Genomic DNA, 24,170 nt, shown 5'->3' on the forward strand with positions numbered 1-24,170 from the left:
TCATGCAGCACACGCTTTCAAATGCCAAAACCTGATGCACAAACTTTTTTGCCAGATTGATCTGATGCCAGTGGCATTTCGGCATAACTGTGAAGACAAAAACGCATAGATTTGTATAAAGTCTTGCACACTGATAATATGTTTGCTATTAAAAAATCACCTCTGACAAGAAAATCGCCAGAGGTGATTTTATTTACTACCAGTTCAAAAAGTGAATCTCACAAAACGGCAAGACTTATCAGCCAGACAACTACAGCGGCAGTAAAGCCTTCGATCAGCGTACCAAAGGTTTGCAGTCTGTAGCCTGTCTTGACATCCATTTTCGAAAATTGTGTCACGACCCAGAAGTAGCTATCGTTAGCGTGGGAAACAACCATAGACCCTGCACCGATCGCAACGACAGCGAGTGCCTTAGCCGTGGTAGAAGTTAATCCAAGCGGTCCCATGAGCGGAGCAAGCAAAGATGCAGTTGTGATTATCGCAACGGTTGAAGAACCCTGTGCCGTTTTTATTGCAGCTGCAATAATGAACGGCAGCCACATTCCAAGATTCGCTTTTGCAAGGTTTTGCCCTATTATATTGGCAATGCCAGAATTTTGAAGTACCTTTCCAAAAGCACCACCAGCGGCGGTTATGAGAATTATAATTCCCGCGTTCAATACAGCTTGTCCAACCCATCCGCTCATCGAGAGCATTTCTTTGTCCAATTTTTTCGGCAGCAGGAAAGCTATGAGAACACCTATTATCAATGCAGTTACAGGATTTCCTATGAATCCTATGAAGTTTCTGAATCCACCATCACCAAAAGGTTTTGTTGGAAAATCAGAGATGGATTTCAATACGATTAAAATTATCGGGATGATTATGGGCATGAATGCCGAAGCAGCACCAGGGGCTTCTTTCATTTTTTTGCTTATTTCTTCCTCTGTCAGTTCTGGGTCTGGATCTATTTTTATCTTGGAGCCAAATTTCATAGCAAAGAACCAGCCAACAAGCATTGCAGGTATCGATACGAGCAAGCCCCAGAGTATGACAACACCCAGATCAGCGTTGAGAATACCCGCCGCGGCAACAGGTCCGGGAGTCGGTGGTACCATCGTATGGGTTGCATACAGACCGAGGCTCAAAGAAATTGCGGTGATCGACAAACTCAACCCGGCTCTTTTCGTTAGAGCTTTGTTCAACGGATTGATGATGACAAAGCCAGAATCGCAAAAAACCGGTATTGAAACTATATAGCCGATAATGCTCATCGCCAGTGGTACGTTTTTTCTGCCTGTCAATTTTAAGATTGACTCAGCCATAGTGAATGCTCCGCCAGATTTTTCCAGGAAAAATCCTATGATTGTACCGGCGACGATCACAATACCGATGGAACTGACCGTGCCACCAAATCCTGCGGTGATTGAAGAAACCACATCTGAAAGTTTCATCCCTGAAAGTAATCCATAGATAAATGCGGCAAAAATCAGGGCAAGAAAAGGATGCAGTTTCCATCGAACCGTAGAGATAACGATGAACAGAATCGCCAAAAACAGCAAAACCACTGACCAGATTGCCACAGCTTCATACCTCCTCTAAAAAATATGAGCTGAATTAATTATACAAGTTCTTCCTTAACTCTTGAAAGGCTTTTCTCAAAGTCGTATAATGAGCATGAAATGGAGGTGTTTGGATGTATCTACAGGAAGTAATAGAGAGACTTAACAGTTACTGGGCAAATGTAGGATGTATGATAGATCAACCGTACGATATGGAAGTGGGAGCTGGCACTTTCCATCCGTCTACTTTTTTTGGATCTTTGCGAGAAGGCGAATGGAAAGTGGCGTTTGTTCAGCCAAGCCGTAGACCAGCCGATGGTAGATACGGTGAAAATCCTAATCGCCTTCAAAGGTATTTTCAATACCAGGTTATTATAAAACCATCACCAGAAGATTCACAGAAACTGTATCTTGATTCCTTACGTGCTTTGAACATAGATCTGAGCGAACACGATGTCAGATTCATAGAGGACAACTGGGAATCACCAACGCTGGGTGCGTGGGGAGTAGGCTGGGAAGTATGGCTTGACGGCATGGAAATAACGCAGTTCACCTATTTTCAGCAAATCGGCGGTATTCCTCTCAAATCAATTCCTCTTGAGATAACATACGGTATCGAGAGAATAGCGATGTATCTTCAGGGGAAAAACAACATATTCGATGTGATGTGGAACGAAAAGATTTCTTATGGCAATATCTATCTGGAGAACGAAAGACAATTTTCCAGGTACAATTTTGAACTTTCAAATCCACAGAGCCTTTTTCAGTTATACGATATTTATTCTATGGAATTTGAGAATCAGATCAACAATGGAAATTATCTTGTGGCGTACGATTATATGATCAAATGCTCTCATACCTTTAATTTGCTGGATGCAAGAAATGCCATAAGTGTGGCTCAAAGACAGCAATATATAAGATCCATCAGGACTATGGCAAAACGCTGTGCGGAAGCCTTTCTGGGAGGTCAATCGAAATGACAAACAACGCGTTGCTTGAAGTGGGTGTTGAAGAATTACCGGCAAGTGAAATTGACCAGATAAAACAGCAGTTGAAAGAATTATCGGAAAATTTTCTTAAAGAGGCTAAGATCGATTATCAGAATTTGCTTTGTTTTGTAACAAACCGCAGAATATGTGTGCTGATACAAAATCTTTCTGATAAACAGCAGGACATGGTCGTTGTGAAAAAAGGTCCTTCCGAGAAAGTTGCCTTCTCTGATGGTAAACCTACAAAGGCTCTGCTCGGTTTTCTGGCAGCCAATCAAGCATCTCAGGATGATATTTTTATTCAAGAAGGGTATGTCTATCTGAGAAAAAAACTTCAGGGAAAAAGTTCACAGGAAATTTTGCCGGAGATCTTCAAGCGTGTGGTCCTTTCACTCAGATTCACCAAGCCAATGAAATGGGCAAATGGAGAATACGAATTCATACGCCCTGTGAAGTGGATTTTATGTATATACAACGATCAGGTTCTTGAATTTGAACTGTTCGGTGTGAAATCATCAAATACAACTCGCTCGCATCCATACATAGCAAAACAGATCAAGATCGAAAAGCCACAGGACTACATATCCACTCTCAGGGATCATTTTGTAATCGTCGACGAAGCAGAACGAGTGCAAAAGATAAAACAACAGCTCGATGAGCTTGAAATGCAAAATGGTTTCAAATGCGATAAAGAAGAAAAAATGATCGATAAGATTTCAAAGATCACAGAATGGCCTGTTGCAATAGTGGGAACTTTTAAACAGCAGTATCTCAATTTGCCTTCTGAGTTGATAACCGTTACCATAAAACACCACCTGAGTGCCTTTACAACCACAAAAGACGGCAAAATCACCACATCTTTTGTTGCATTTTTGGACAGACCGCATGGAGATTTTTCCAAAATCATTCAGGGGTATCAGAATGTCGTCAATGCTCGTCTTGAGGATGCTCACTATTACTTTGAAATAGACAAAAGATACAAACTCGAAGACTTCAACGACAAACTCAAAGAGATGGTTTTTCAAAAAGAACTTGGAACTTTGTTCGACAAAGTAAAGCGAATCGAACAGATCAGTATGTACATCGCTGAAAAAGTCGGTCTGAAAGATATGCTGGAAAAAATTCGACGAGCGGCTGTATTATCCAAGGCTGATATCGCATCACATGTCGTTTACGAGTTCCCGGAATTGCAGGGAGTTATGGGAAGGATCTATGCAATTTTGAACGGTGAAGATAGCCAGGTTGCACATGCCATAGAAGAACAGTATTCAGATCAGTTGCAAACAAAGATCGGTGCAATCATAGGTATTTCTGACAGAATTGACACCATCGTTGGGAATCTCGCAGTTGGGAATATTCCGAGCGGTTCAAAAGATCCATTTGGCTTGAGAACCAAGATGGATACGATTTTACGGGCTGTTGTGTTTCAAAAATGGGATATAGACCTATATGATCTACTGTCCATGGCACTGAAGCTTTTGAACATGCAGTGCGGCGAACAGATAATCGAGAGTTTTGTGAGTTCAAGATATTACGCATTCTTGACAGGTGAAGGTCTCACTTACGATGTCGCAAGAGCCGTTAACCATTTGTGGAGAAAACCGCTCAGAGGATTCCTCTCTGCAAAAGCGATATCGAAGATGATGAACACCGAGGACTTCAACAAACTGTGCGTCGGTTTTGAGAGGGTTCACAATATCACAAAAAATTACACAGATACAACCTTCGATGGAGCTCTATTTGAAAAAGAAGCCGAAATATCTTTGCTGAACCAGTTCTTACATGCAAAATCCGTTGTCATGGAGAGCTTGAAAGAACTGGATTACGAAAGGGCTGTGAATTCACTCATCTCTTTAAAGCCTTACATTGACAATTATTTTGACCAGGTCTTTGTCATGTCAGAACGGGAAGATATAAGAAGAAACAGGCTCGGTTTTCTAAAAAGTATCGACGCACTGTTTATGCAAATAGGTGATCTGACCCATTTAGTGAAAAGAGAATAAGGGCATCTGCCCTTATTCATTTTTACTGACTGGAAGTAGACCAGTAATTAGATGGTTCTCTTGTGATAATTATGTCGTGTGGATGGCTCTCACGGACACCAGCCTGAGTTACTCTCATAAATACCGCCTTGTCTCTGAGTTCCTGTAGATTCTTGGCACCAACGTAACCCATTCCGGCTCTCAGCCCTCCAATTAGTTGATGAACCACATCTTTGACAGTGCCCTTGTAAGGTACCATTCCTTCAACGCCTTCAGGAACGAACTTGAAGTTTTCATTTTGGAAATATCTGTCGGCACTGCCCTTTTTCATAGCGGCTTCACTACCCATTCCTCTGTAAGCTTTGTACTTTCTGCCCTGATACAAAATTGCTTCTCCCGGTGCTTCTTCTGTTCCGGCAAAGATGCTGCCTATCATCACCGAATCTGCACCCGCAGCGAGAGCTTTGACAATGTCTCCGGAGTATCTTATGCCACCATCTGCGATTGATGTAACCCCATAATTTCTACAAACCTTTGCACATTCCATCACAGCCGTCAACTGAGGCACACCGATACCTGCGACTACTCGAGTGGTGCAGATCGAACCAGGTCCTATCCCAACCTTCACACAATCAGCACCTGCTTTTATCAAAGCCAGTGCGCCTTCTTCCGTTGCCACATTTCCGGCTACAACAGGCAGTTCTGGAAAATCCAGTTTTATTTTTTTGACAATCTCCAGGACTTTTTTCGAATGACCGTGGGCTGTATCAACAACGATGAAATCCACCTGAGCATCTTTTAGAGCCTGTACCCTGCTTAAAGTGTCATCTGCAGTTCCAACTGCCGCTCCGACGATCAATCTTCCCTTTGAATCTCGAGCCGCTAAGGGATGTTCAACAACGCTCATGATGTCCTTTATTGTTATCAATCCAACCAAGCGTTTTTGCGAATCAATCAGCGGTAGTTTCTCAACCTTGTGTGCATGCAAAATCTGTTTTGCTTCTTCCAGACTTACAGATGGTTCTGCAACCACGAGTTTTTCCATTGGCGTCATGAGTTCTTTAACGGGTCTGGCATAATTTTTCTCAAATCTGATATCCCTGTTTGTTATCAAACCGAGTAAATGATTATCTTCATCAACTACTGGCAGACCACCTATGCGATAAGTTGACATCAACTCAAGAGCTTTCTGTATACTATCATCCGGGTGAATTGTAACTGGATCACAGATCACTCCATTTTCAGTTCTTTTTACAATCGATACCTGGTGGGCTTGTTCTTCAATCGTCATATTCTTGTGTATGACTCCTACTCCGCCTTCGCGAGCAAGTGCTTTTGCAAGTTCCGCTTCCGTGACTGTGTCCATCGCGGCACTGACAAGCGGTATATTCAACCAGATATCCCCAACAAGCCTGGTTCTCACATCGGTTTGAGATGGCAGAATTTCACTGTATCTTGGTATTAAAAGAACATCATCAAAGGTGAGTCCTTCCTGAAAGCTCAAAGTTCCACCTCCTGTACATTTTTCGGTTTTCGATGTATTATGTTTTTCAGAAATTATATCACCGGGGTGGTTAAATTATGCCAGCACTTTTCATAAAGATCTACGGACATGTACAGGGTGTCGGGTTCAGGTATTTTGCCTATAAAATAGCAAGGAGAATGGGTATTAAAGGTTATGTGAAAAATGCCGACGATGGCTCAGTCGAGATTCATGCCCAGGGTGATGAAAACACGCTTGCCGAATTCATAAACCAAGTGAGCAGAGGACCAGCTTCAGCAGTTGTGACCAGTGTGCAATACACAGAAGTAGATGAGCAGAATTTCCAAACCTTTGAAATCGTCCATTGAAAAGGAGGAAAAAGATGTTCATATCTTTTGAAGGAATCGACGGCAGCGGAAAAGGTACTCAGGTAAGGCTCTTTTTGAAGTATCTACAGCAAAGAAAACTTCCATATGTGTGTGTGAGAGAACCCGGTGGAACAAAGGTAGGTGAAATGATAAGAAAATTGCTTTTAAAAGACCAGTCCATCTCGATTCTTCCAAAAGCAGAACTTTTATTGTTTTTAGCGAGCAGAGCTCAATTGGTATCCCAGATAATATTACCAGCTCTGTCAGAAAACAAAATCGTCGTGGCAGACCGATTCATAGATTCAAGTGTTGCTTATCAGGGTGCGGGGAGAAATATTGGACTAAAAGAAGTCGAAAAACTGAATGATTTTGCAACAGGCGGATTGAAGCCTGATCTCACATTTTACATAGATATCACAGTTGAGACTTCGGTGAAAAGAAAAAAAGCCTTTGATAGAATTGAATCAGAAGGATATGAATTTCTAAAAATCGTGAGAAATGCTTATCTTGATCTGGCAAGCAGGTACGCTGACAGAATAGTTGTAATAGACGGTGAAAGAACCATTGAGCAAATCCACAGGCAGATCGTTGAGATTTTCGAGGAACGGGGTGGAAACAAAATATGAAGCAGCTTTCAAGACTCATTCTGACAGATCTGAAACGCATTTTCAAAAATCGCTTATCCATCCTTACAATCATCATGGTACCAGTACTGGTGATACTCTTAACCACGATCTTGTTCAACAGCTACAGTTTATTCCGCGCTCGAATCGGCATAGTCAATCAGGACAGTGATCCACTCTCGCGGTTCACAGTGGGTATAGTCATGTCTCTTTTCAAAGGAAGTACCATATCATACGCCGGCTCTGATTATGAAAACAGATTGATGAACGGTGAATACAACGCCATTGTGATTATACCCAAAGACTTTTCAAAGGACCTGTATGCGGCAAAGCAGACCACCATAAGCTTCATACCAAGTCCGGTGGATCTGCAGGTTTCATCAATCATGTACCAGCTTTTCAAATCGATGTTCGAAGATTTGCAGGGAAGTCCGTTTTTCGATCCGCAGGTGATCAGATATCTATTTGCTTCTTCTGGCTATCCTGCACCCAAATTGGTAATGAGTGAGAAGGAAGAACTACTCAGTTTCAAATCTCTGTTGACTCCCATTGCCATTTTTCTCTCGGCTGCCTTTGTGGTAATTGCGCTGTCGAGCGGTTCAACTGTTTCTGAAAAAGAGAGTGGCTTGATAGATATATACCTTTCAACCAATCTGAGCCATATATCCTACACTGTCTCAAAGATTTTTTCTTATACAATCCTTGGCATAATAGAATCTCTCATCGCGTGCATTTTGTTTATCCTGCTAAAAGTTCATCTTCCAGTAGGACTGCTCACTATACTGATTATTTTGAATTCTTTTTTCCATGCCTGTGTGGGTATCATACTCTCTTATTTAGCCACGAACACGCAGACGGCAAATCTCTTTGGTCTGAGTGTTGTTGTCATATCGTTTTTTCTCAGTGGCATGATAGTACCTATAAGTTCTATGCCAAACATAGTTCAAACCGTTTCAAAGTACTTTCCGCTGTTCTTAACAAATTACATTCTCAGAAAAACACAGATCTACGGTCTGTTTTCGATGAATGAGATAAAAGTCATGCTGATCTGTTCAACGATAGTCTTTTTCTTAGCACTGATTTCAGGAATTTCATATTTCAAAAGAAGGTGAATGCTATGAAAGTGTTAATTGTTTCAGATACGCATGGTTCAATCACAAGCTGGAATAAAATTGAAAAAATGTTTGGATCAGTCAATGAAATCTTTCACCTTGGAGATGTGCTCTATCACGGACCAAGAAATCCTTTGCCAGACGGTTACAATCCGGCTGAACTTGCAAGTGTCTTGAAAGCAAAAGCAAATATATCCTATGTTAGAGGAAACTGCGATGCAGATGTTGATCTAATGGTTCTTGAAAAAGAAGATATGCCCAAGATAATGTCATTGACTGTGGAAAACAAAAAGATGGTTTTACTACACGGAGAAAACATCAAAAACGACAATCAGATTCTCGAATTGATCGAAAGATACAATGCCGATGTCTTTGTTTACGGGCATTTTCACATCCCAAGACTTGAAATAGTTCGATCCAAAGTCATTCTCAACCCCGGTAGCCCTTCTCTTCCAAAAATGAACCACCCACCGACATGTGCACTGATCGAATTTTCATCGAATTTAAAGATATCCATTTACACAATAGATGGAAAGCTTTACAGGGAGATGTCTCTATGATAGATTTTTCAACGATAATTGAAGAACTCAATCCAAAAGTTGAAACAGTTAGAAATGAAGGTACCATGTTGCCGCCAGATATAGATTATGCTGAATCAGCCCAAATCGTGGAAGAAGATATCATCAAAGATGCACCCTGCTGTCAGACAATGGTTTTTGTAGACAGCAGAAGAAGAACCTTTGAATCGATAAATGTTCTTGGATATAACATGCTGCTCAGTCAGATTGTCACAGGTGCGGTCATCTTAGAAAATGGAAAATGTACGACACTTTTTTCACCAGAAAAAGGACCAGAATCGAAATTGGTTCTTGCAGTACCAGATGCACTGGCACAGATAATCAATCTTCAGGAGAAAAAGGTGAAAATCGGCGAACTTATTTGCGAAGTTGCAACTGGCAGGGATGCAAAATCCGCACTGGATTCCTATATGCAACAGCTTGAACGTGATGAAGTCTCTAAATACATCGATGATTTTTTGACAATCAAGGATGGCAGTATAGATTTTGCAACACCTTCTTTCCGTGCGGCACGAGGTCCTGTGGGACTGGTCAAAAACGTGCAAAAAGCCTTTGTGAGTTTAGAGGTTTTCAAGAGCTATGGTTTGATGAAAAAAACTCAAAGATCAAGATGTATTCTTACGAACCCCATTGGCAACAATAATCTTTTGAGGATAATGTCTTATTTGAAACTGGTCAACACTGCTGGCTTAAAAGGTCTCGTGCGTATCGAAACAGTGATTGAAGAGGACAGGTTTGAAAAAGAAAAATACGATATCTTCGAAGTTTTCAACCAGCTTGCTTCAAGTCTGCCTTCGCTGGTAGATGACCTTTCATTGATCCCAAGAACTCCTGAAGATACACTGCCGATTATTTTTCTGGAGCGCTACTTGGATAGATATTTCTACAATCATTCTTATATACGCTGCAACCTTGCCGAAACCTTAAAAGGAAGGGGGACAATGATTTGAAAGGATTTTCCACAAGATCAATTCATGTCGGGGAGATTCACCAGCTTGATTCGATTACCACTCCGATCTTTCAAACCGCCAATTTTCTGATGAACCCATCCAAGTACAAAGTGGATAGCCGTGATAACTATATTTATTCGAGAATTTCAAATCCAACTGTGAGAGCTCTGGAACAGAAACTTTCAAATCTGTGCGGAGCAAAGGAAGGTATTCTGTTTTCATCTGGTATGGGTGCAATTACCTGTTCGCTTTTGTCAGTTCTTTCCCAAAAAGACAGGGCTATTTTCTTAACTGAACTCTATGGTGGTACATACAGCCTGGTTCAAAAGATTTTACCACAGCTTGGTATTCAATGCGAATTTTTCTCAGTAGATGATATATCAAATATTTCAATCAATGGAGCAAAAGTCGTTTACGTTGAATCGCTGACCAATCCACTTTTGAAATTGACAGATGTGGAGTTTCTGGCGAAAATTGCACACAAGAACGGTGCTTTACTTTTTGTAGATAACACCTTTTTGTCTCCATACAATTTCAGATCCCTTGAATTTGGTGCAGATTTAGAGATACACAGTGCTACAAAATACATAAACGGTCATTCAGATGTGATCATGGGATTTGTAGCAAGTAAAAATGAGGATCTGATCAATAAAATCTGGCAGAAGATGTACACCCTTGGTTTCAACCCCGATCCTTTCCAAGCCTATTTGGTGTCAAGATCGGTTAAGACTCTCGCACTGAGAATGGAAAGGCACAATTACAATGCCCGGCAGGTAGCTCAATTTCTATCAAATCACGAAAAAATAGTCGAAGTTAGATACCCCACCTTGTACAAAGATATTCCAGAATGTTATAAAAGCTGTCCTGGTTTTGGAGCAGTTGTCTACTGTGACCTTTTGACACAGAAGAACGCACTGAAATTCGTTGAAAATCTCAAAATATTCAAGCAGGCAACTTCACTTGCCGGAGTGGAATCTCTGGTAACTATTCCGTCTCTGACCTCACATGCATCTCTGAACGACGAAGAACTGAAAAAAGCAGGCATTTCAAAAGGTGGAGTTAGAATTTCTGTGGGTATAGAGGATCTGCAGGATCTGATAGAAGATCTAAAACAAGCCCTGGAGAAAATTTAAGGCGCCCTGCGGCGCCTTTTTTATTCTACACCAACCTGCATTCTGACAAACCTGGTGACCCTGATATTTTCTCTTATTTTGCCTATCAATTCGTCGATTACTTGCTTGACTGTTTTTGTGTCATCGAAAATGTATTTTTGATCATAGAGACACACTTCTTCGTAGAATTTTTCGAGCTTACCCTGAACTATTTTTTCAAGAACAGCCTGTGGCTTGTTAGAATCCTTCAGTTGAGCAAGATAGATCTCTTTTTCTTTTTCAACAACCTCGGCAGGTACATCCTCTCTTGTGACGTAGGTGGGATTCATCGCAGCAACGTGTTTGGCAAGGTTGTATGCAAGTTCCTTGAATTCAGGCATTCTCGCAACAAAATCTGTTTCACAGCCCAGTTCAAGCAGAACACCTATTTTATCGTTGAAATGAATATAAGAAGTCACTACTCCTTCCTTGGTTGCCCTTCCAGCTTTCTTCTGAGCAACAGCGGCTCCACGTTTTCTGAGTATCTCAACTGCTTTCTCAAAATCTCCCTGAGCTTCATTCAGTGCCGTCTTGCACTCCATAACTCCTGCACCTGTCATATCTCTGAGTTTTTTAACCATATCTGCACTTATCTGCATACAAAAACCTCCTTTTTAGTTTTGACATATTAGCCGAGCCATATTATATCACGGCATTCGATTTGAGCCTCTTTAAAGCTTCAACTACATTCGGTGGAACCCACATGCTTACATCGCCACCCATTAAAGCAACTTCTCTCACCAGACCTGAAGATAAAAAAGAAAACTTCTCATCGGTCATGAGAAAAACAGTTTCAAGCTCATTGCAAAGGTGCTTGTTTGCTATAGCCATTTCAAGTTCATACTGAAAATCCGTTAGAGCTCTCAGACCTCTTACCACGACTTTGATCTGTTTTTGTCTCAGATAATCCACTAAAAGCCCTTCGTGATAATCCACATGAACATTTTTTCTATCACTGATCAATTGGGATATCATTTCCACTCTCTGCTGAGCCGTGAAGATTGGTTTCTTGCGCGGATTAACCATCACCACAACCCATAGCTCATCAAAGATTTTCATCGCTCGATCGATTATATCCATGTGCCCGTAAGTTATGGGATCAAATGACCCGGGATACACCGCTTTCACTTCAATCACCACCGCAATCAGCCTGAAAGATCATGCCGTCATCAATTCTGAACGCCGTTAACCTTCCACCGTAGACACAGCCTGTATCGATTCCTATCTTATCGCGTGAAACAAACACATTTTCAAAAGGTGTATGACCAAAAACCACTATGTATCCTTCCAGCGGGTTTTCAGCGTATATGAATTCCTCTCTTATCCATATCAGATCAAAGTTGTTCTGTTCTTGAACAGGAAGATATGGCTTGACACCCGCATGTACAAAAAAATATCCATTTTCAATGTGATAATAAACGGTATTTTCGAAAAACTCAAGGTGTTCTGAAGGAATTTTTTTCACATCTCCATAACTTCTCACAGTTGCGTATGCACCATTCATCATCCACAGTTCAAAATCCCTATTATTGAGCACATAGTTGAGCATCATCCATTCATGATTACCCCGCAGAAAAACACAATCATAAACCTGTCTCAAAGCGAGCAACTTTTCAACAACTGCTTTACTGTCAGGACCACGATCTATATAATCACCGAGAAATATCAACTTATCCGTATTACAAAGTGGCAGTTTATCTATCAGACTGTCCAAAGCCCTGGCACAACCATGAATATCACCTATCGCATAGATCAATTCAAGTCCCTCCGCCTGTACAGAAACAGACCAAAGCCCACCAGTATCATGATTGCACTGAACAATTGTGCCGTTCTCAAATTTGCCCAGTAAAGGCTGTCAAGTCTGAGCTTTTCAATACAAATTCTGCCAAGCGAGTAAAGACATAGATACAGTGAAAAAACCTCGCCAGAATTTTTCCGATATTTATTCATGAACCGGGTCAATATCAGAAAGATAAAAAGATCCCAGATGGATTCATACAAGAAAGTCGGATGAAAATAATCAAATTGTGAATAACCAAATGGTCGAAATCTGACCGGTACATACATCTTCCACGGTAAGTTCGTTGGAGCTCCAAAAGCTTCGTAATTGAAAAGATTTCCCCATCTACCTATCGCCTGACCTAAAGGAAGGTATGCCGCACCAAGATCGAGAATTTGAAAAACACCGAAGCTGACGTTTTTTTTCAACTTGCTGTACAGGATAAAGGTTGCTATTGCAAATAAAACAGCTCCCTGTATTGCCAATCCCCCATGCCACACCATCAAAATCTCAAGCGGATTTCTCTGATAGTACTTCCAGTTGAAAATAACATAGAAAAACCGTGCCCCTATTATTCCAAAGATCACAGCATAGAAAATGAGTTCATCAAGTTGATCCAGATTGATCTTTTGTTCTTTTGCACTTTTTCTGGCAAGTAAATAAGAAAGAACTATTCCCAAAAGGATAAAAACAGAATAATAGCGCAGTTCAAACCTACCAAGCTTTAAAATTGTGCTTGTTAAAATCAGCTCTCCGCGGAATACCTGCATGAGAAATAACCAGCACAAAAGGAAAATTACGGCAAAAAGCAGCACCCTCAGCATGAGCTATTTCTCCAGAATGTGTTCTCTTATCTCGTTTATTTGTTTTTTGATCTTGTTGGCAGTCTTGTAATCTTCCTGCTTCAGGGCTTTCTCCAAGCGGTACTGCAGAATATATATTCTGCGCTTTGCCGCTTCATGTAAATCTTCCTGAGATATCTCGCTTTTACCAAAAAGAATCTTCAAAACAGCTACCGGAGCAACGGAGAAAACCAGTTCACCAGATGAAAGACTGTCCACGGATATCTCACCAAGATCTGTATCCTGAACAAGTTCGATGTGCCCAGCAAGATAATTCAATCCTTCTTTTGATAAACTGGGAGCTTCATTCAATTGTTTTCTCAAACAGCGCCGACAGAAAGCCACCTCTTTTACCATACCATCTGCTATGAATTTATAAATTTTTGCATCTGAATCTCCACAAAAATCGCATTTCACAGAATCACCTCATAAGAATTGAACACAGACATCGCTTTACCAACACCCTCATTGATGATCACTTCGACTGCATTCTCTACAACATCCAGAACACGGTCCAATACAGCCAATTCACTTTCGCTGAAATCCTGCAGAACATAATCTACCAGATCAACACCCTCGGGTTTTGGTCCTATACCAATTCTCACTCTGACAAAGCTATCGGTATTTAAAAGATCTATTATGGACTGAAGACCCTTATGACCACCTGAACTTCCCTTTGCCCTGATTCGAATCTTTCCAATTGCAAGATCTACATCATCGTACACAACAATTATATCATCAACTGTGCAGCCAAAATCACTCAAAGCCTGTTTCACTGCCCTGCCGCTCAGATTCATATAAGTCATCGGTTTTATCAAAGATATCTGATCACATGAGCTGAAAGTATACAAAGAACTCATCTGCCATTGCGCGCATTTTTTCAAATGATGGCATCTATCGACAAACATAAAGCCCACGTTATGCCTGTTGAAAGCATAACGTGGACCGGGATTGCCAAGTCCAAAAATCAGTTTCACTTTTCTTCTTCAACTTCCTCTTCTTTCTTACCCTTCTTTATGACTTCTGGTTCAGCCGCTGTTGCTTCTGCTGGCTTGACTTCTTCCTCTGCAGCAAGACCACGAGGCACAACTACCGTTACTACGGCTTCCTGTTGAGGCAGTAGTGGTTTCATGCCCTGTGGAAGTTTCAAATCCCTGACATGTATGGATTGTCCAAGTCCGAGCTTGGTCACGTCGATTTCTATGTACTCAACGACAGCCGAAGGCAGAGTTTCAACTGGCAGTTCGCTGTGTATCACTTCCAGAATTCCGCCTTTTTCAACTCCTTCGGCTTTACCAACAACACGAATTGGAATACTTATCTTCATAGTATGACCTTTGGCTGGTCTGTAAAAATCAATATGAACGATCTGGTCTGTGACCTTGTCAATCTGCACATTCTTGATGAAAACTTCTACCGTTTCAACATGATCACCCATGTTCAATTCGAGTTTCAAAGGCATGGATTCAGAGATCTTGTGAAATGCCTTTTCAACCTCGAACCTGTTCAAAGTAATGCTCACTGGCTCTGTTTCTGGTCCATAAATCACAGCAGGTATATTGCCTTTGTTTCTCAGTCTTCTAACGACCCTTTTTCCGTGTTCGGTTCTTAAGTTCGCCGTAAGTTGCATATCCTTCTGTCCCTCCTCATCTGAACAATATACTCACCGAAAGATTCTTCCTTATCCTTATAATCGCTTCCCCAAGTAAAGAAGCTATACTGAACACACAGAATTTTTCAGGTAAGTCCTTATGGTACACAGTATCAGTTATATAAACTTTATCAATATCACTTTTTTGAATCTTTTCAACAGCGTTACCAGAAAGAACTCCATGGGTTGCACATGCAAGTATACGCCTTGCACCAGATTTTTTCAAGATCTCTGCACCCTGGACAAGTGTTCCGCCAGTGTCAATTATATCGTCAAACATGATCGCTGTTTTGTCTTTAACATCACCTATAACATGAACGACTTCAGCCACGTTGTCGGCAGGTCTGCGTTTATCAAGTATCGCCAAGGAAACTCCAAGTTTTTCTGCAAACTTGCTTGCCCTGCGAACTGCACCGACATCAGGAGCAACAACAACCAGATCTTTTTTCTCGTCTTTGTAGAGCTTCAATATCTCCTCGCTGAAAACCGGAAAGCTGTACAAATTATCCAGCGGTATATCGAAAAATCCCTGAATCTGTTCGGCATGAAGATCAACTGTTAGAACCCTTGTCGCGCCAGCAACAGTTATGAGATTTGCGAGCAATTTGGCTGTTATTGGGTCTCTACCCTTGGCTTTCCTGTCCTGGCGCGCGTAACCATAATATGGTATCACAACTGCCACACTGTTTGCTGATGCCCGTTTGAAAGCATCGATCATGATCAAAAGTTCCATGACATTATCATTAACTGGATGCGAAAAAGATTGCAAAACAAAAACATCATGTCCTCTGACCGTTTCGTTTATCTTGACATTGATTTCCCCATCTGAAAAACGGGAAACCTGGCAATCTCCAAGTCTCAATCCTAAATAATCAGCAACACGTTTAGCGAGCTCAGGGTTCGAATTACCAGCGAAAAATTTCAAATCATTTCGTTGAAACGGCATCAGCCTTCCTCCTTTTGTTTTTTCTTCAAAACCCATCCCAATTTGTTCTCCTGCCTTGCCCTTGCTATTGCCAGACTCCATTCAGGTACATCCTGTGTTATCGTCGAACCCGCGGCAATGAACGAGCCTTTTTTGATTTTTACAGGTGCAACCAGTGCTGTGTTACTTCCAATAAAAACCTGATCTTCTATCACCGTCTGGTTTTTCTTCTTACCATCAAAATTACACGTTATCGTCCCAGCACCGACATTCACATCTTCACCGATCTGCGAATCTCCAAGGTATGTCAAATGCTGTGCTTTGGTATTAGAACCAATTGTGGAATTCTTCACTTCCACGAAATTCCCTATCTTAACCTTCGGGTATAGAACAGTACCCTCCCTCAATCTGCTGAACGGACCGACCGAAACTCCGCTCATGATATGAGCACCTGTACATTCAGATCTATTCACAACAACCTGATTTTCTATCACACAGTTCACAATACGGGTCATGGGACCTATCACACAATCCTCACCAATGACAGTTTCACCCTCTATGAAAGTCATCGGATACACGATTGTATCCCTACCAATCTTAACACTGGCATCTATATATGTGGTCAATGGATCAACAATTGTTACACCATCGAGCATCAGTCTTTCAAGTATGCGCTTTCGCTGAATTTTTTCAACTTGTGCAAGTTGAATTCTGTTGTTTATACCAGAAAAATCCTCGACATTTTCATCTCTGTACACATTGACTTTTTCGAGTAAACCAACGGCATCTGTAAGGTAGTATTCCCTCTTGCGATTTTCACAGTTTATCTTTGGAAGTACTTCTAAAAGCTTGCTGCCTTTGAAGATATACACACCTGTGTTTATCTCCCTGATCTTTTTTTCCTGTTCAGAGGCATCGAATTCCTCCACTATTTTCACGAACTTACCCGAATCATCCTTCACAATTCTTCCATAACCTGTGGGATCGTCCATCTCAACCGAAACAACTGTCACGTCATAATCACCACGGCGGTGTGCATCCACAATTTTCTGCAGTGTTTCCTGTCTTATCAATGGCATGTCTCCATACAAAATGAGCACATCATCTGCCGGATCTATGAAATGCTTTGCGCTCATAACCGCATGTGCTGTACCAAGTTGTTCTGTCTGATAAGCTATATCAACATCATCGGGAAGGACCTGTTTTACCATCTGAGCCTGATAACCGATGACTACACATACTTTTTTTGTTATGCCAGACACCGCGTCCAGAACCCACTGAATCATGGGCTTGCCGCACAGAGGATGAACAACCTTTGGGTATTTCGACTTCATTCTGCTGCTCATCCCTGCTGCAAGTATGAGGCTTATCATGGTCTTTGCCCCCTTACCACAGATGCGGAGGGTTCACCAGAACCCTCCAGCCCTTTTTACCGAGTTTTGTGAATACCTCATCCAGTTTCAGCAGCGTTCTTTCAAGCGCACCTGTTTTGATCAGAAAATGAAATCTGTATTTACCTTTCAACTTGAAGATTGGATGTTCAACAGGACCAAGGATCTTTTCACCGCTCAAAGAACCTGTACAGGAACTCACTATTTCCCATCCTATTGATGGGTCTTCACTTTCAAGGACCACCTGGATTAAATCACTGAAAGGTGGATAATCCAAATCCTTTCTTTTTTGTAACTCTTTCAGGTAAAATTCTTCTGTATCACAGGTAAATATATGTTTTATGACTTCATTATCAACTTCTGCTGTCTGAACAACCATTTTTCCGTTCTTTGCCATTTCATTTCCACGGCAGAGCAGTTGAAAAACCTGGACTCTAAAATTATAATCCGGCTGAAACAACAATCCGTCGAAATCCAAAAAAGCCATTAATCCTATTCTTTCAAGTCCAAAGCCGTGCAAAACCATCCTGGTACCTATCAGAATATCGATTTTCCCTTGCTCAAACTCAAAAAGGTTCTGAACCATCGATGAATAATTTGTCTCATCGCTGTCAATTCTGGCAATTCTCGCAGATGGAAAATGATATCTGAGAATCTTCTCTATTCTCTCTGTTCCGTAACCCTTAGGATAAAGTGCACGGGTGCCGCATTTCGGACACAGGTCGTCGGCAGGCTCAGTATAACCGCACTGATGACACTTATATTTATTTGCAGATCTGTGAAAGGACATCGCCACATCACATTTCGGGCACAAGAGCGTATGTCCACAAACCGCACAGGTGACAAACGGCGCATAACCTTTTCTTCTAACGATAATAACTGTTCCTTTGCCATTTTCTATGGCGTGCTTTATCTGTTCAAGCAGTTCGTCTGAGATGAAACCGGTCTGTTTTTTCATATCAATAACGCGGATGTTTTTTGAATCATTCGGAAGGCTGAAAATCCTGGATTTATCAATATAGAAATGGTCATCCACACGACCTGTTGTCGAAGAAAGAATGACAGATATGTTCATCAGTGAAGCCTTCTTTTTCATAAGCTCTACAGCATCATAAATTGGTTCTTCGAACTGATAATAACTCTCATCTTCGTCATTTTCTACAACTATAAGTCCCAGATTCTTTATGGGTAAGAAAACCCCAAGGCGTGTACCAACAAAAACCCTTGGTTCTTTTTTGAGCGCGTTGAACCACGTAACCGCTTTCTGTGACTTTGACATACCACCATGATAAACAGAAACTCCCACTCCCAGAGATCTTTGAATCATTCCCGCCAGATAAGGTATCTGTGATGAAAGTGGAACCAGATAGAGCACCGACTTTCCCGTGTCAATCGTATTTTTTAAAACTCCGAAAATGGCTTTGAATCTTTTCTCAACAGACCCTTTAATGACCAGCCATTCTTTGTGTTCAATCTCAGATGGCAAAGATGGACTATCACTTTCAAAGACAAAACCACGCGATAAAGGCGTATCGGTGAATCTTAATAGACCTTTCTTTTCCATTCTTCTCAATTTTTCTACTCCAACTCCTGTGGCTTCAATCACCTGATCCACCGTTGCGCTTTCTATTGAAAAAAGGTAATTGATGACGTCATATTCATCAGATGTTTTGGCAAGAGAGATAGCTTCACCAACTGGCATACTCAAAGTCACAAAAAGATTCCTCAGTCTTGGTCTTGGAGTTTTCATCGCGGCAATTCGGCGCAATCTCACATAACCTTTTTTTAGATAAAGATCAAGTGTTTTTTCGCCGTGAATGGAAAGAAATTCCGTGAGCTTCAAAGACTGCAGGTTCAGTAAATCCGATACTGGTTCAACGAATGTTTCAGTGTATTGGTCAACAAATGCAGGTACCATCAGGTCAAAAAGCTGTCCAGCGGGAGAATAGAAATGTTCACAAGCCCACTTGATCATTTGAACATCATGAACAGACAAAAAACTATAACCATCTATTCTCTCCAGTATCGTTTTAACACCAGTCTTGTGATCTGCTCGTGCCACAATATATCCAGTGACAGTTCTGTTGTTGAAATCAACTTTGACTCTTTCACCCAATTCGAGGTCTGCCTCAAAAGAGTATAGAAAAGTCCTTTTCAGCGGGATTTTTGAGATCGCAACCTCGTACACCATCAAAAATCAACTGTCTTTACGTTTCCAGATGATTTTTTCACCTGAGGTTATAGAATGAAGTGTTTCGGGTAACTGCAGGGGAAATTTCTCGATGATCTCAACGATCAGATCCTGAGGTATAGAAGTTTCTATCCAGATTTCACTGATATCCACATCGTAGCGTTCTCGCTGAACTATACCACCCAGAACCTTCTCGATGGCTTTTACGTACCTTTCATACACCACAGCTATTCCTCCAGATGAACTATATAAACGGCATCCTCACCGTCTATTTCTTTCAAATTGACATTAACTCTCTCGCGATTTTTCGAAGTGGGCAGATTCTTGCCCACAAAATCAGGTCTTATCGGCAACTCCCTATGCCCTCTGTCTATAAGCACCGCAAGCTGAACACAGCGGGGTCTTCCAAGATCTGAAAGGGCATCAAGTGCAGCACGAACTGTGCGTCCGGTAAAAAGCACATCATCAACCAGCACAACTGTTTTGTCGTCTATGGAGAACTCTATCTTTGTCTTACCTTTTTCTGTGCGTTTCTCATCATCTCTGTAAGGACCCACATCGAGTTCGCCAACTGGTAGCCTTTTAGCTTCTATCAACTCCACAAAATCAGCAAGCCTTTTTGCCAGAAATACGCCGCGCGTAATAATACCTACAAATACGACCTGATCAACGCCTCGATTTTTTTCGACAACCTCGTGAGCTATTCTCATCAACGACCTTCTTATATCTTCGGAACTCAGTACTTTTACCCTGTTCACCATCTCACGCCGACACGAAAATCTATATGCCAATCGTAACTCAGCTCATTGAACAGATCAGAACCACTTTGCTTTGTGAACGGGTAATACACAGAAACTCCGATGTTGAAATCTCCAATTTGCACATTTCCACCAACATCGAGTGACAGACTGCCCTTAGAAGTCTCTGGCGCATAGAAAAATGGCATTGTAAAGTACAGACTCACAGGCAAAAGATTGAGCTGAGCTCCAGGAGCAAGATTCCAAAATTCATTTGAAACATACATGGCATCAAAAGAAAACTTCATTTGATCAAACTCCAATGAGATTCCAGCTCCGATATCAGCTCTATTCATCAGATTGGAATCTGAAGACCAAACTCTGAATTTCTTAACTGCTATGCTATAATAAGCATAACCTTCCTGTACAAATTTTCCTCTAACACCGACATCTATAAAAACAGAGTATTTTTCTGTAGAAGAGCCTTGCTTGATCCGTTCCAGCCCAACATTCAGCCCAAGATCGACATTTCCAGATCTACCTGCCACTCCGTACAGAAAACTGAGTCTTTCTTTGTTCAAATCACTGAAATCACTCGATAAACTCAAAACACCTGCCAAGGAATCCTTCGCGGGTTGAACTAACGAAACCGAGAAACTTCGAACATTATTTGTGCCGAACCTGAGAGTGTTGGATATCAACAATTGACGGAGTTCATTCTCAACTATACCTGCAGGATTGACCCTGAATGCCCATGGACCAGTTGCGCCCACATAACGCCCATCAGATGAAAAATCAATTATGTCACCCAGACACAGTATTGTCAACAGAATTACAATAAAGCTCATCACCCTCACTCTTGGCATAAGAATCAGCCACCTCCTTCTTAAAATCCATAAAAGTCCCATCGTATATAGAACGTCTCAGTTTTTCCATGAATCTCATCATAAAACGCAGATTGTGATTTGTGAGCAACATACCACCCAGAAGCTCTCCTCGATCCAGCAAATGATGTATGTATGACCTGGTGTAATTTCTACAAACTATACAATCGCAGTCTTCTTCTATTGGTCTAAGGTCATTTTTAAATCTTGCGGCTTTGATGTTCACCCTGCCTTTGAAAGTCAATGCCGTACCATGTCTTGCAAGTCTTGTTGGAAAGACACTGTCAAACATATCAACTCCGATTTCCACAAGATGAACTATCAGTTCTGGAGACCCTCCACCCATGAAATACCTTGGTTTTTCAAAAGGCAAGGACTCTACTGTGATACTGCTCAAATACACAGTCTTTTCAAATTCCTCTCCAAGACTCAAACCCCCTATTGCAAAACCATCAAAGGGCATTTGAGCAAGCTCCTGTGCACTCAATCGCCTTAGATCTTCGTAAACCCCACCCTGTGCTATCGCAAAGATCATCTGACCATCGTTGACACCGTACTTCAAACATCTGTGTGCCCATTGCTGAGTTCTTTTCAAAGACCTGAGAGCTTCTTCATAACTATCCAAAGGACCTGGACAGTGATCAAGAACCATAACGATATCAGAGCCCAGCACTTTCTGTATTTCAATCGAAAGTTCCGGTGTCAGAAACAGTTTGGACCCATCAACCGGTGATCTTATCAGCACACCGTCGTCATTTATCTGACGCAAATCCTTAAGACTGAAAACCTGAAATCCGCCACTATCAGTAAGTATACCACCATTCCAGTTCATGAAATTATGTAAACCACCGTGAAGTTTTATCACATCCAATCCAGGCTTAACTGCCAGATGGTAAGAATTTCCCAGAAGAATACCAACTCCTATTTTTTCCAGTTCGTCGGTACGCATCAATTTTACATTCGCGTTTGTCCCGACCGGCATGAAAATAGGAGTATCAAAGGTACCATGTGATGTATGAAGCTTGCCAACACGTGCCATCCCATTTTGAGCTGTTATTTCAAACCCTAAGGTCCGCTCTCTGTACTGCAATTTCTCTGACACTCTTCAACGCTCCTTCCACTTCACCTGTGAAGGTCTTCAATTCATGCATGAGATTTTCCCTGAACTTCTCATCTTTGATCGACTTCAAATTTATCAATACATTTGCCTTAGCAGAATTAAAAGCACTCGCCGCAAGTTCAGCCGCACTGATTACATCAGAAATCGCGTTTATATTTCCCCATTGTGCTACAGCCACCGCTGTTTTCAAAACCTCCTTCAGATGACGGCAAGTTTCGTACGGTACGTGAGCCGCCTGCTTCAACGCTTCCTGGATCGCCTGACTTCTTTTTTCCTTTTCTTCAGGAGTATTCTTTGGTAGTTTAAAAGCACTCATAACCTGATCGAAAGCCTTTACATCAAGATCTATAGTATCAAGCAGGGCAAGACGTTTTTCCTGCATCAGGCTCACTGCTCTTTCCATCTCCGCATGCCAGTCCGAATAATCCTGTCTTGCAAGGGTGAGATTTGCAACCATTTCCACCAGTGAAGCAGCTAGAGCACCGACCAGTGCGCTGACAGCACCACCACCCGGTGTTGGACTTTTGTCAGCTACCCTGTCCACAAATTCTCTTATTGGAAGTTTTGCAAGATTCATCCCTCCACCCCCTCTGAAAGTATTTTGATCGATGAACTTGTACCTATTCTGCTTGCCCCGGCTTTGATAAGCTCAACAGCCTGTGAAAAACTTTTGATACCGCCAGAAGCTTTAACCTGCAGTTTTTCCGAGCACCATTTCATAAGATGAACATCCTGAGCCGTTGCCCCTGCTGTCCCAAAACCCGTTGAAGTTTTCACAAATTTGGCTTTTGCCAATTCACTCAACACACAAGCGGCTATTTTCTCTTCATCGCTCAGATAGCAAGTCTCAATTATAACTTTTACCGGTTTACCTTCAGCAGCTTCCACCACCGAACAGATATCTTCATACACGTACGTCCATTCCTTTGACTTGAGCATTCCAATATGAATCACCATATCGATTTCATCGGCACCGAGTTGAACCAGTTCGGCTGTTTCCCTTGCTTTGACAGTTTGAGTTACCGCACCCAGCGGAAATCCAACCACGCTGACCACTTTCACCTTGGTGTTTTTCAATTTATCAACAGCGTATTTCACAAAAGAAGGATTTACACAGACACCGTAAAAACCGTGGTCAACTGCTTCGTCACAGAGCCTGAATATTTCTTCAATTGTTGCGGTCGGTCTCAACAATGTGTGCTCAATAGATTGTTTTAATTCATCCACCGTGACTATTTTATCACTGATTTGAAATCTATACTCTTTCTTATAACTGACTATTTTTTCTTCAATTTTATATTCTATGTTCATGAAAAACCACCTCACAATCCGAGTTCTTTGCTGATCGTTTTCATAGCATCCAGAGACAGAGTTAGAAATTCCTCAAGAGACAGTCCGAGTTCTTCACAACTTTTCATCTGCTCTCTATTTGCTCCTTTGGCAAAAAGCTTTTCTTTGAATCTTCTCATGAGAAAATCCGTATCAATAACTGAAAGTGATTTTTCAGGTGTTATCAGTGCAGCCGCAACAATGAAGCCCGTGACAGGGTCTGCGGCATAAATGGCTCTTTCCATTTTTGTTGTTATTTCCTTCTTTTCACAATGAGCCAGTATTGCATCCAGAACGGCTTTTGGAACGTCATAATCTTTGAGCAGTTCAACGGTTTTGAGCCCGTGATTTTGAGGATCGTCTTTTGTGTAATCATAGTCAAGATCATGCAGTAAGCCAGCAAGTCCCCAGAGTTCTTCATCTTCACCAAATCTTTTAGCGAGTGCTCTCATCACTACCTCAACCGCAAGGCAGTGCTTGATCAGGTTTTTCGACTTCACATGGTTTTTAACAAGCTCAACGGCACTCTCTCTTTTCAGCATA

General features: G+C 41.6%; 27 protein-coding genes. 8 read left to right on the top strand and 19 right to left on the bottom strand.

What is annotated here, in order from left to right; all coding sequences use genetic code 11:
- Positions 1-218: 218 nt before the first annotated feature.
- Complete coding sequence (locus tag AC4E92_RS07400) at positions 219-1,562, bottom strand: GntP family permease (protein WP_490239959.1); 1,344 nt, start codon at positions 1,560-1,562, stop codon at positions 219-221.
- 113 nt (positions 1,563-1,675) lie between these two features.
- Here AC4E92_RS07400 and AC4E92_RS07405 point away from each other — a divergent pair, with 113 nt between their 5' ends.
- Together AC4E92_RS07405 and glyS are read left to right on the top strand one after the other, a co-directional pair.
- Positions 1,676-2,521 (top strand): glycine--tRNA ligase subunit alpha, encoded by an 846-nt coding sequence (locus tag AC4E92_RS07405; RefSeq protein ID WP_490239960.1) that lies wholly within the window; start codon positions 1,676-1,678, stop codon positions 2,519-2,521.
- The gene (glyS, locus tag AC4E92_RS07410; protein ID WP_490239961.1) at positions 2,518-4,533 is read left to right on the top strand and encodes a glycine--tRNA ligase subunit beta; all 2,016 of its coding nucleotides are present in this window, start codon (positions 2,518-2,520) and stop codon (positions 4,531-4,533) included. The genes AC4E92_RS07405 and glyS overlap by 4 nt, the downstream gene beginning before the upstream one ends.
- Before the next feature lie 22 nt (positions 4,534-4,555).
- Here the strand turns inward: glyS and guaB are convergent, their stop codons facing one another.
- Entirely contained in the window at positions 4,556-6,016 is a 1,461-nt protein-coding gene (gene guaB / locus AC4E92_RS07415) for an IMP dehydrogenase (protein WP_490239962.1), read from the bottom strand.
- A gap of 77 nt (positions 6,017-6,093) precedes the next feature.
- On the opposite strand from guaB, the gene AC4E92_RS07420 reads away from it, so the two are divergent.
- The 6 genes from AC4E92_RS07420 to AC4E92_RS07445 are packed head-to-tail and all read left to right on the top strand — an operon-like array spanning position 6,094 to position 10,759.
- Positions 6,094-6,363 carry an acylphosphatase gene (locus AC4E92_RS07420; protein ID WP_490239963.1) on the top strand — a complete coding sequence of 90 codons (270 nt, stop codon included), beginning with the start codon at positions 6,094-6,096 and terminating at the stop codon, positions 6,361-6,363.
- A gap of 14 nt (positions 6,364-6,377) precedes the next feature.
- Positions 6,378-6,989 carry a dTMP kinase gene (gene tmk / locus AC4E92_RS07425; RefSeq protein WP_490239964.1) on the top strand — a complete coding sequence of 204 codons (612 nt, stop codon included), beginning with the start codon at positions 6,378-6,380 and terminating at the stop codon, positions 6,987-6,989.
- The gene (locus tag AC4E92_RS07430) at positions 6,986-8,098 is read left to right on the top strand and encodes an ABC transporter permease (protein ID WP_490239965.1); all 1,113 of its coding nucleotides are present in this window, start codon (positions 6,986-6,988) and stop codon (positions 8,096-8,098) included. The genes tmk and AC4E92_RS07430 overlap by 4 nt, the downstream gene beginning before the upstream one ends.
- A 5-nt stretch (positions 8,099-8,103) precedes the next feature.
- Positions 8,104-8,658: a phosphodiesterase gene (yfcE, locus tag AC4E92_RS07435; protein ID WP_490239966.1), complete on the top strand. Its 555-nt coding sequence runs from the start codon at positions 8,104-8,106 to the stop codon at positions 8,656-8,658.
- Entirely contained in the window at positions 8,655-9,626 is a 972-nt protein-coding gene (locus tag AC4E92_RS07440) for a hypothetical protein (protein WP_490239967.1), read from the top strand. Before yfcE ends, AC4E92_RS07440 begins: the two co-directional genes overlap by 4 nt.
- Positions 9,623-10,759 (top strand): trans-sulfuration enzyme family protein, encoded by a 1,137-nt coding sequence (locus AC4E92_RS07445; protein WP_490239968.1) that lies wholly within the window; start codon positions 9,623-9,625, stop codon positions 10,757-10,759. Before AC4E92_RS07440 ends, AC4E92_RS07445 begins: the two co-directional genes overlap by 4 nt.
- A gap of 20 nt (positions 10,760-10,779) precedes the next feature.
- On the opposite strand, the gene tsf is transcribed toward AC4E92_RS07445, so the two are convergent.
- From tsf to AC4E92_RS07530, 17 genes are read right to left on the bottom strand one after another with little or no spacing between them, the layout of a single operon-like run.
- Entirely contained in the window at positions 10,780-11,376 is a 597-nt protein-coding gene (gene tsf / locus AC4E92_RS07450; RefSeq protein WP_490239969.1) for a translation elongation factor Ts, read from the bottom strand.
- Positions 11,377-11,419: 43 nt separating this feature from the next.
- On the bottom strand, positions 11,420-11,905 hold the full coding sequence (gene coaD, locus AC4E92_RS07455) for a pantetheine-phosphate adenylyltransferase (RefSeq protein WP_490239970.1): 486 nt from the start codon (positions 11,903-11,905) through the stop codon (positions 11,420-11,422).
- A gap of 1 nt (position 11,906) precedes the next feature.
- Positions 11,907-12,533: a metallophosphoesterase family protein gene (locus AC4E92_RS07460; protein WP_490239971.1), complete on the bottom strand. Its 627-nt coding sequence runs from the start codon at positions 12,531-12,533 to the stop codon at positions 11,907-11,909.
- A complete protein-coding gene (gene lgt, locus AC4E92_RS07465) occupies positions 12,530-13,381 on the bottom strand; it encodes a prolipoprotein diacylglyceryl transferase (protein ID WP_490239972.1) in 852 nt (283 codons plus the stop codon). The genes AC4E92_RS07460 and lgt overlap by 4 nt, the downstream gene beginning before the upstream one ends.
- Positions 13,382-13,384: 3 nt before the next feature.
- Positions 13,385-13,816: a hypothetical protein gene (locus AC4E92_RS07470; RefSeq protein ID WP_490239973.1), complete on the bottom strand. Its 432-nt coding sequence runs from the start codon at positions 13,814-13,816 to the stop codon at positions 13,385-13,387.
- The gene (gene pth / locus AC4E92_RS07475; protein ID WP_490239974.1) at positions 13,813-14,376 is read right to left on the bottom strand and encodes an aminoacyl-tRNA hydrolase; all 564 of its coding nucleotides are present in this window, start codon (positions 14,374-14,376) and stop codon (positions 13,813-13,815) included. The genes AC4E92_RS07470 and pth overlap by 4 nt, the downstream gene beginning before the upstream one ends.
- Positions 14,373-15,029 carry a 50S ribosomal protein L25 gene (locus AC4E92_RS07480; protein ID WP_490239975.1) on the bottom strand — a complete coding sequence of 219 codons (657 nt, stop codon included), beginning with the start codon at positions 15,027-15,029 and terminating at the stop codon, positions 14,373-14,375. The genes pth and AC4E92_RS07480 overlap by 4 nt, the downstream gene beginning before the upstream one ends.
- A 16-nt stretch (positions 15,030-15,045) precedes the next feature.
- The gene (locus AC4E92_RS07485) at positions 15,046-15,996 is read right to left on the bottom strand and encodes a ribose-phosphate pyrophosphokinase (protein WP_490239976.1); all 951 of its coding nucleotides are present in this window, start codon (positions 15,994-15,996) and stop codon (positions 15,046-15,048) included.
- Positions 15,996-17,348, bottom strand: a complete 1,353-nt coding sequence (gene glmU / locus AC4E92_RS07490) for a bifunctional UDP-N-acetylglucosamine diphosphorylase/glucosamine-1-phosphate N-acetyltransferase GlmU (protein WP_490239977.1) — start codon at positions 17,346-17,348, stop codon at positions 15,996-15,998. Before glmU ends, AC4E92_RS07485 begins: the two co-directional genes overlap by 1 nt.
- 13 nt (positions 17,349-17,361) lie before the next feature.
- Positions 17,362-19,554, bottom strand: a complete 2,193-nt coding sequence (gene priA, locus AC4E92_RS07495) for a replication restart helicase PriA (protein WP_490239978.1) — start codon at positions 19,552-19,554, stop codon at positions 17,362-17,364.
- A 9-nt stretch (positions 19,555-19,563) separates the two neighbouring features.
- Positions 19,564-19,782 carry a hypothetical protein gene (locus tag AC4E92_RS07500; RefSeq protein WP_490239979.1) on the bottom strand — a complete coding sequence of 73 codons (219 nt, stop codon included), beginning with the start codon at positions 19,780-19,782 and terminating at the stop codon, positions 19,564-19,566.
- Between the two features lie 2 nt (positions 19,783-19,784).
- Complete coding sequence (gene pyrR / locus AC4E92_RS07505; protein ID WP_490239980.1) at positions 19,785-20,318, bottom strand: bifunctional pyr operon transcriptional regulator/uracil phosphoribosyltransferase PyrR; 534 nt, start codon at positions 20,316-20,318, stop codon at positions 19,785-19,787.
- Positions 20,312-21,142: a hypothetical protein gene (locus AC4E92_RS07510; protein ID WP_490239981.1), complete on the bottom strand. Its 831-nt coding sequence runs from the start codon at positions 21,140-21,142 to the stop codon at positions 20,312-20,314. Before AC4E92_RS07510 ends, pyrR begins: the two co-directional genes overlap by 7 nt.
- Positions 21,099-22,217 (bottom strand): tRNA guanosine(34) transglycosylase Tgt, encoded by a 1,119-nt coding sequence (tgt, locus tag AC4E92_RS07515; protein ID WP_490240027.1) that lies wholly within the window; start codon positions 22,215-22,217, stop codon positions 21,099-21,101. Before tgt ends, AC4E92_RS07510 begins: the two co-directional genes overlap by 44 nt.
- A 19-nt stretch (positions 22,218-22,236) precedes the next feature.
- Positions 22,237-22,875: a cyclodeaminase/cyclohydrolase family protein gene (locus tag AC4E92_RS07520; RefSeq protein WP_490239982.1), complete on the bottom strand. Its 639-nt coding sequence runs from the start codon at positions 22,873-22,875 to the stop codon at positions 22,237-22,239.
- Entirely contained in the window at positions 22,872-23,609 is a 738-nt protein-coding gene (gene deoC / locus AC4E92_RS07525; protein WP_490239983.1) for a deoxyribose-phosphate aldolase, read from the bottom strand. The genes AC4E92_RS07520 and deoC overlap by 4 nt, the downstream gene beginning before the upstream one ends.
- Positions 23,610-23,620: 11 nt before the next feature.
- On the bottom strand, positions 23,621-24,169 hold the full coding sequence (locus AC4E92_RS07530) for an HD domain-containing protein (RefSeq protein WP_490239984.1): 549 nt from the start codon (positions 24,167-24,169) through the stop codon (positions 23,621-23,623).
- Between the last annotated feature and the right edge of the window lies 1 nt (position 24,170).

The sequence above is a fragment of the Pseudothermotoga sp. genome, assembly GCF_031962025.1.
In the GTDB taxonomy this organism is placed as follows: domain Bacteria; phylum Thermotogota; class Thermotogae; order Thermotogales; family DSM-5069; genus Pseudothermotoga_B.

Bases quoted from the DNA above. Each gene is read 5' to 3' on its own strand.
- AC4E92_RS07405 (WP_490239960.1), top strand. From the start codon at position 1,676: ATGTATCTACAGGAAGTAATAGAGAGACTTAACAGTTACTGGGCAAAT.
- glyS (WP_490239961.1), top strand. From the start codon at position 2,518: ATGACAAACAACGCGTTGCTTGAAGTGGGTGTTGAAGAATTACCGGCA.
- AC4E92_RS07420 (WP_490239963.1), top strand. From the start codon at position 6,094: ATGCCAGCACTTTTCATAAAGATCTACGGACATGTACAGGGTGTCGGG.
- tmk (WP_490239964.1), top strand. From the start codon at position 6,378: ATGTTCATATCTTTTGAAGGAATCGACGGCAGCGGAAAAGGTACTCAG.
- AC4E92_RS07430 (WP_490239965.1), top strand. From the start codon at position 6,986: ATGAAGCAGCTTTCAAGACTCATTCTGACAGATCTGAAACGCATTTTC.
- yfcE (WP_490239966.1), top strand. From the start codon at position 8,104: ATGAAAGTGTTAATTGTTTCAGATACGCATGGTTCAATCACAAGCTGG.
- AC4E92_RS07440 (WP_490239967.1), top strand. From the start codon at position 8,655: ATGATAGATTTTTCAACGATAATTGAAGAACTCAATCCAAAAGTTGAA.
- tsf (WP_490239969.1), bottom strand. From the start codon at position 11,376: ATGCAGATAAGTGCAGATATGGTTAAAAAACTCAGAGATATGACAGGT.
- lgt (WP_490239972.1), bottom strand. From the start codon at position 13,381: ATGCTGAGGGTGCTGCTTTTTGCCGTAATTTTCCTTTTGTGCTGGTTA.
- AC4E92_RS07480 (WP_490239975.1), bottom strand. From the start codon at position 15,029: ATGCAACTTACGGCGAACTTAAGAACCGAACACGGAAAAAGGGTCGTT.
- AC4E92_RS07485 (WP_490239976.1), bottom strand. From the start codon at position 15,996: ATGCCGTTTCAACGAAATGATTTGAAATTTTTCGCTGGTAATTCGAAC.
- glmU (WP_490239977.1), bottom strand. From the start codon at position 17,348: ATGATAAGCCTCATACTTGCAGCAGGGATGAGCAGCAGAATGAAGTCG.
- pyrR (WP_490239980.1), bottom strand. From the start codon at position 20,318: ATGGTGAACAGGGTAAAAGTACTGAGTTCCGAAGATATAAGAAGGTCG.
- AC4E92_RS07510 (WP_490239981.1), bottom strand. From the start codon at position 21,142: ATGAGCTTTATTGTAATTCTGTTGACAATACTGTGTCTGGGTGACATA.
- tgt (WP_490240027.1), bottom strand. From the start codon at position 22,217: ATGGCACGTGTTGGCAAGCTTCATACATCACATGGTACCTTTGATACT.
- AC4E92_RS07520 (WP_490239982.1), bottom strand. From the start codon at position 22,875: ATGAATCTTGCAAAACTTCCAATAAGAGAATTTGTGGACAGGGTAGCT.
- deoC (WP_490239983.1), bottom strand. From the start codon at position 23,609: ATGAACATAGAATATAAAATTGAAGAAAAAATAGTCAGTTATAAGAAA.
- AC4E92_RS07530 (WP_490239984.1), bottom strand. From the start codon at position 24,169: ATGCTGAAAAGAGAGAGTGCCGTTGAGCTTGTTAAAAACCATGTGAAG.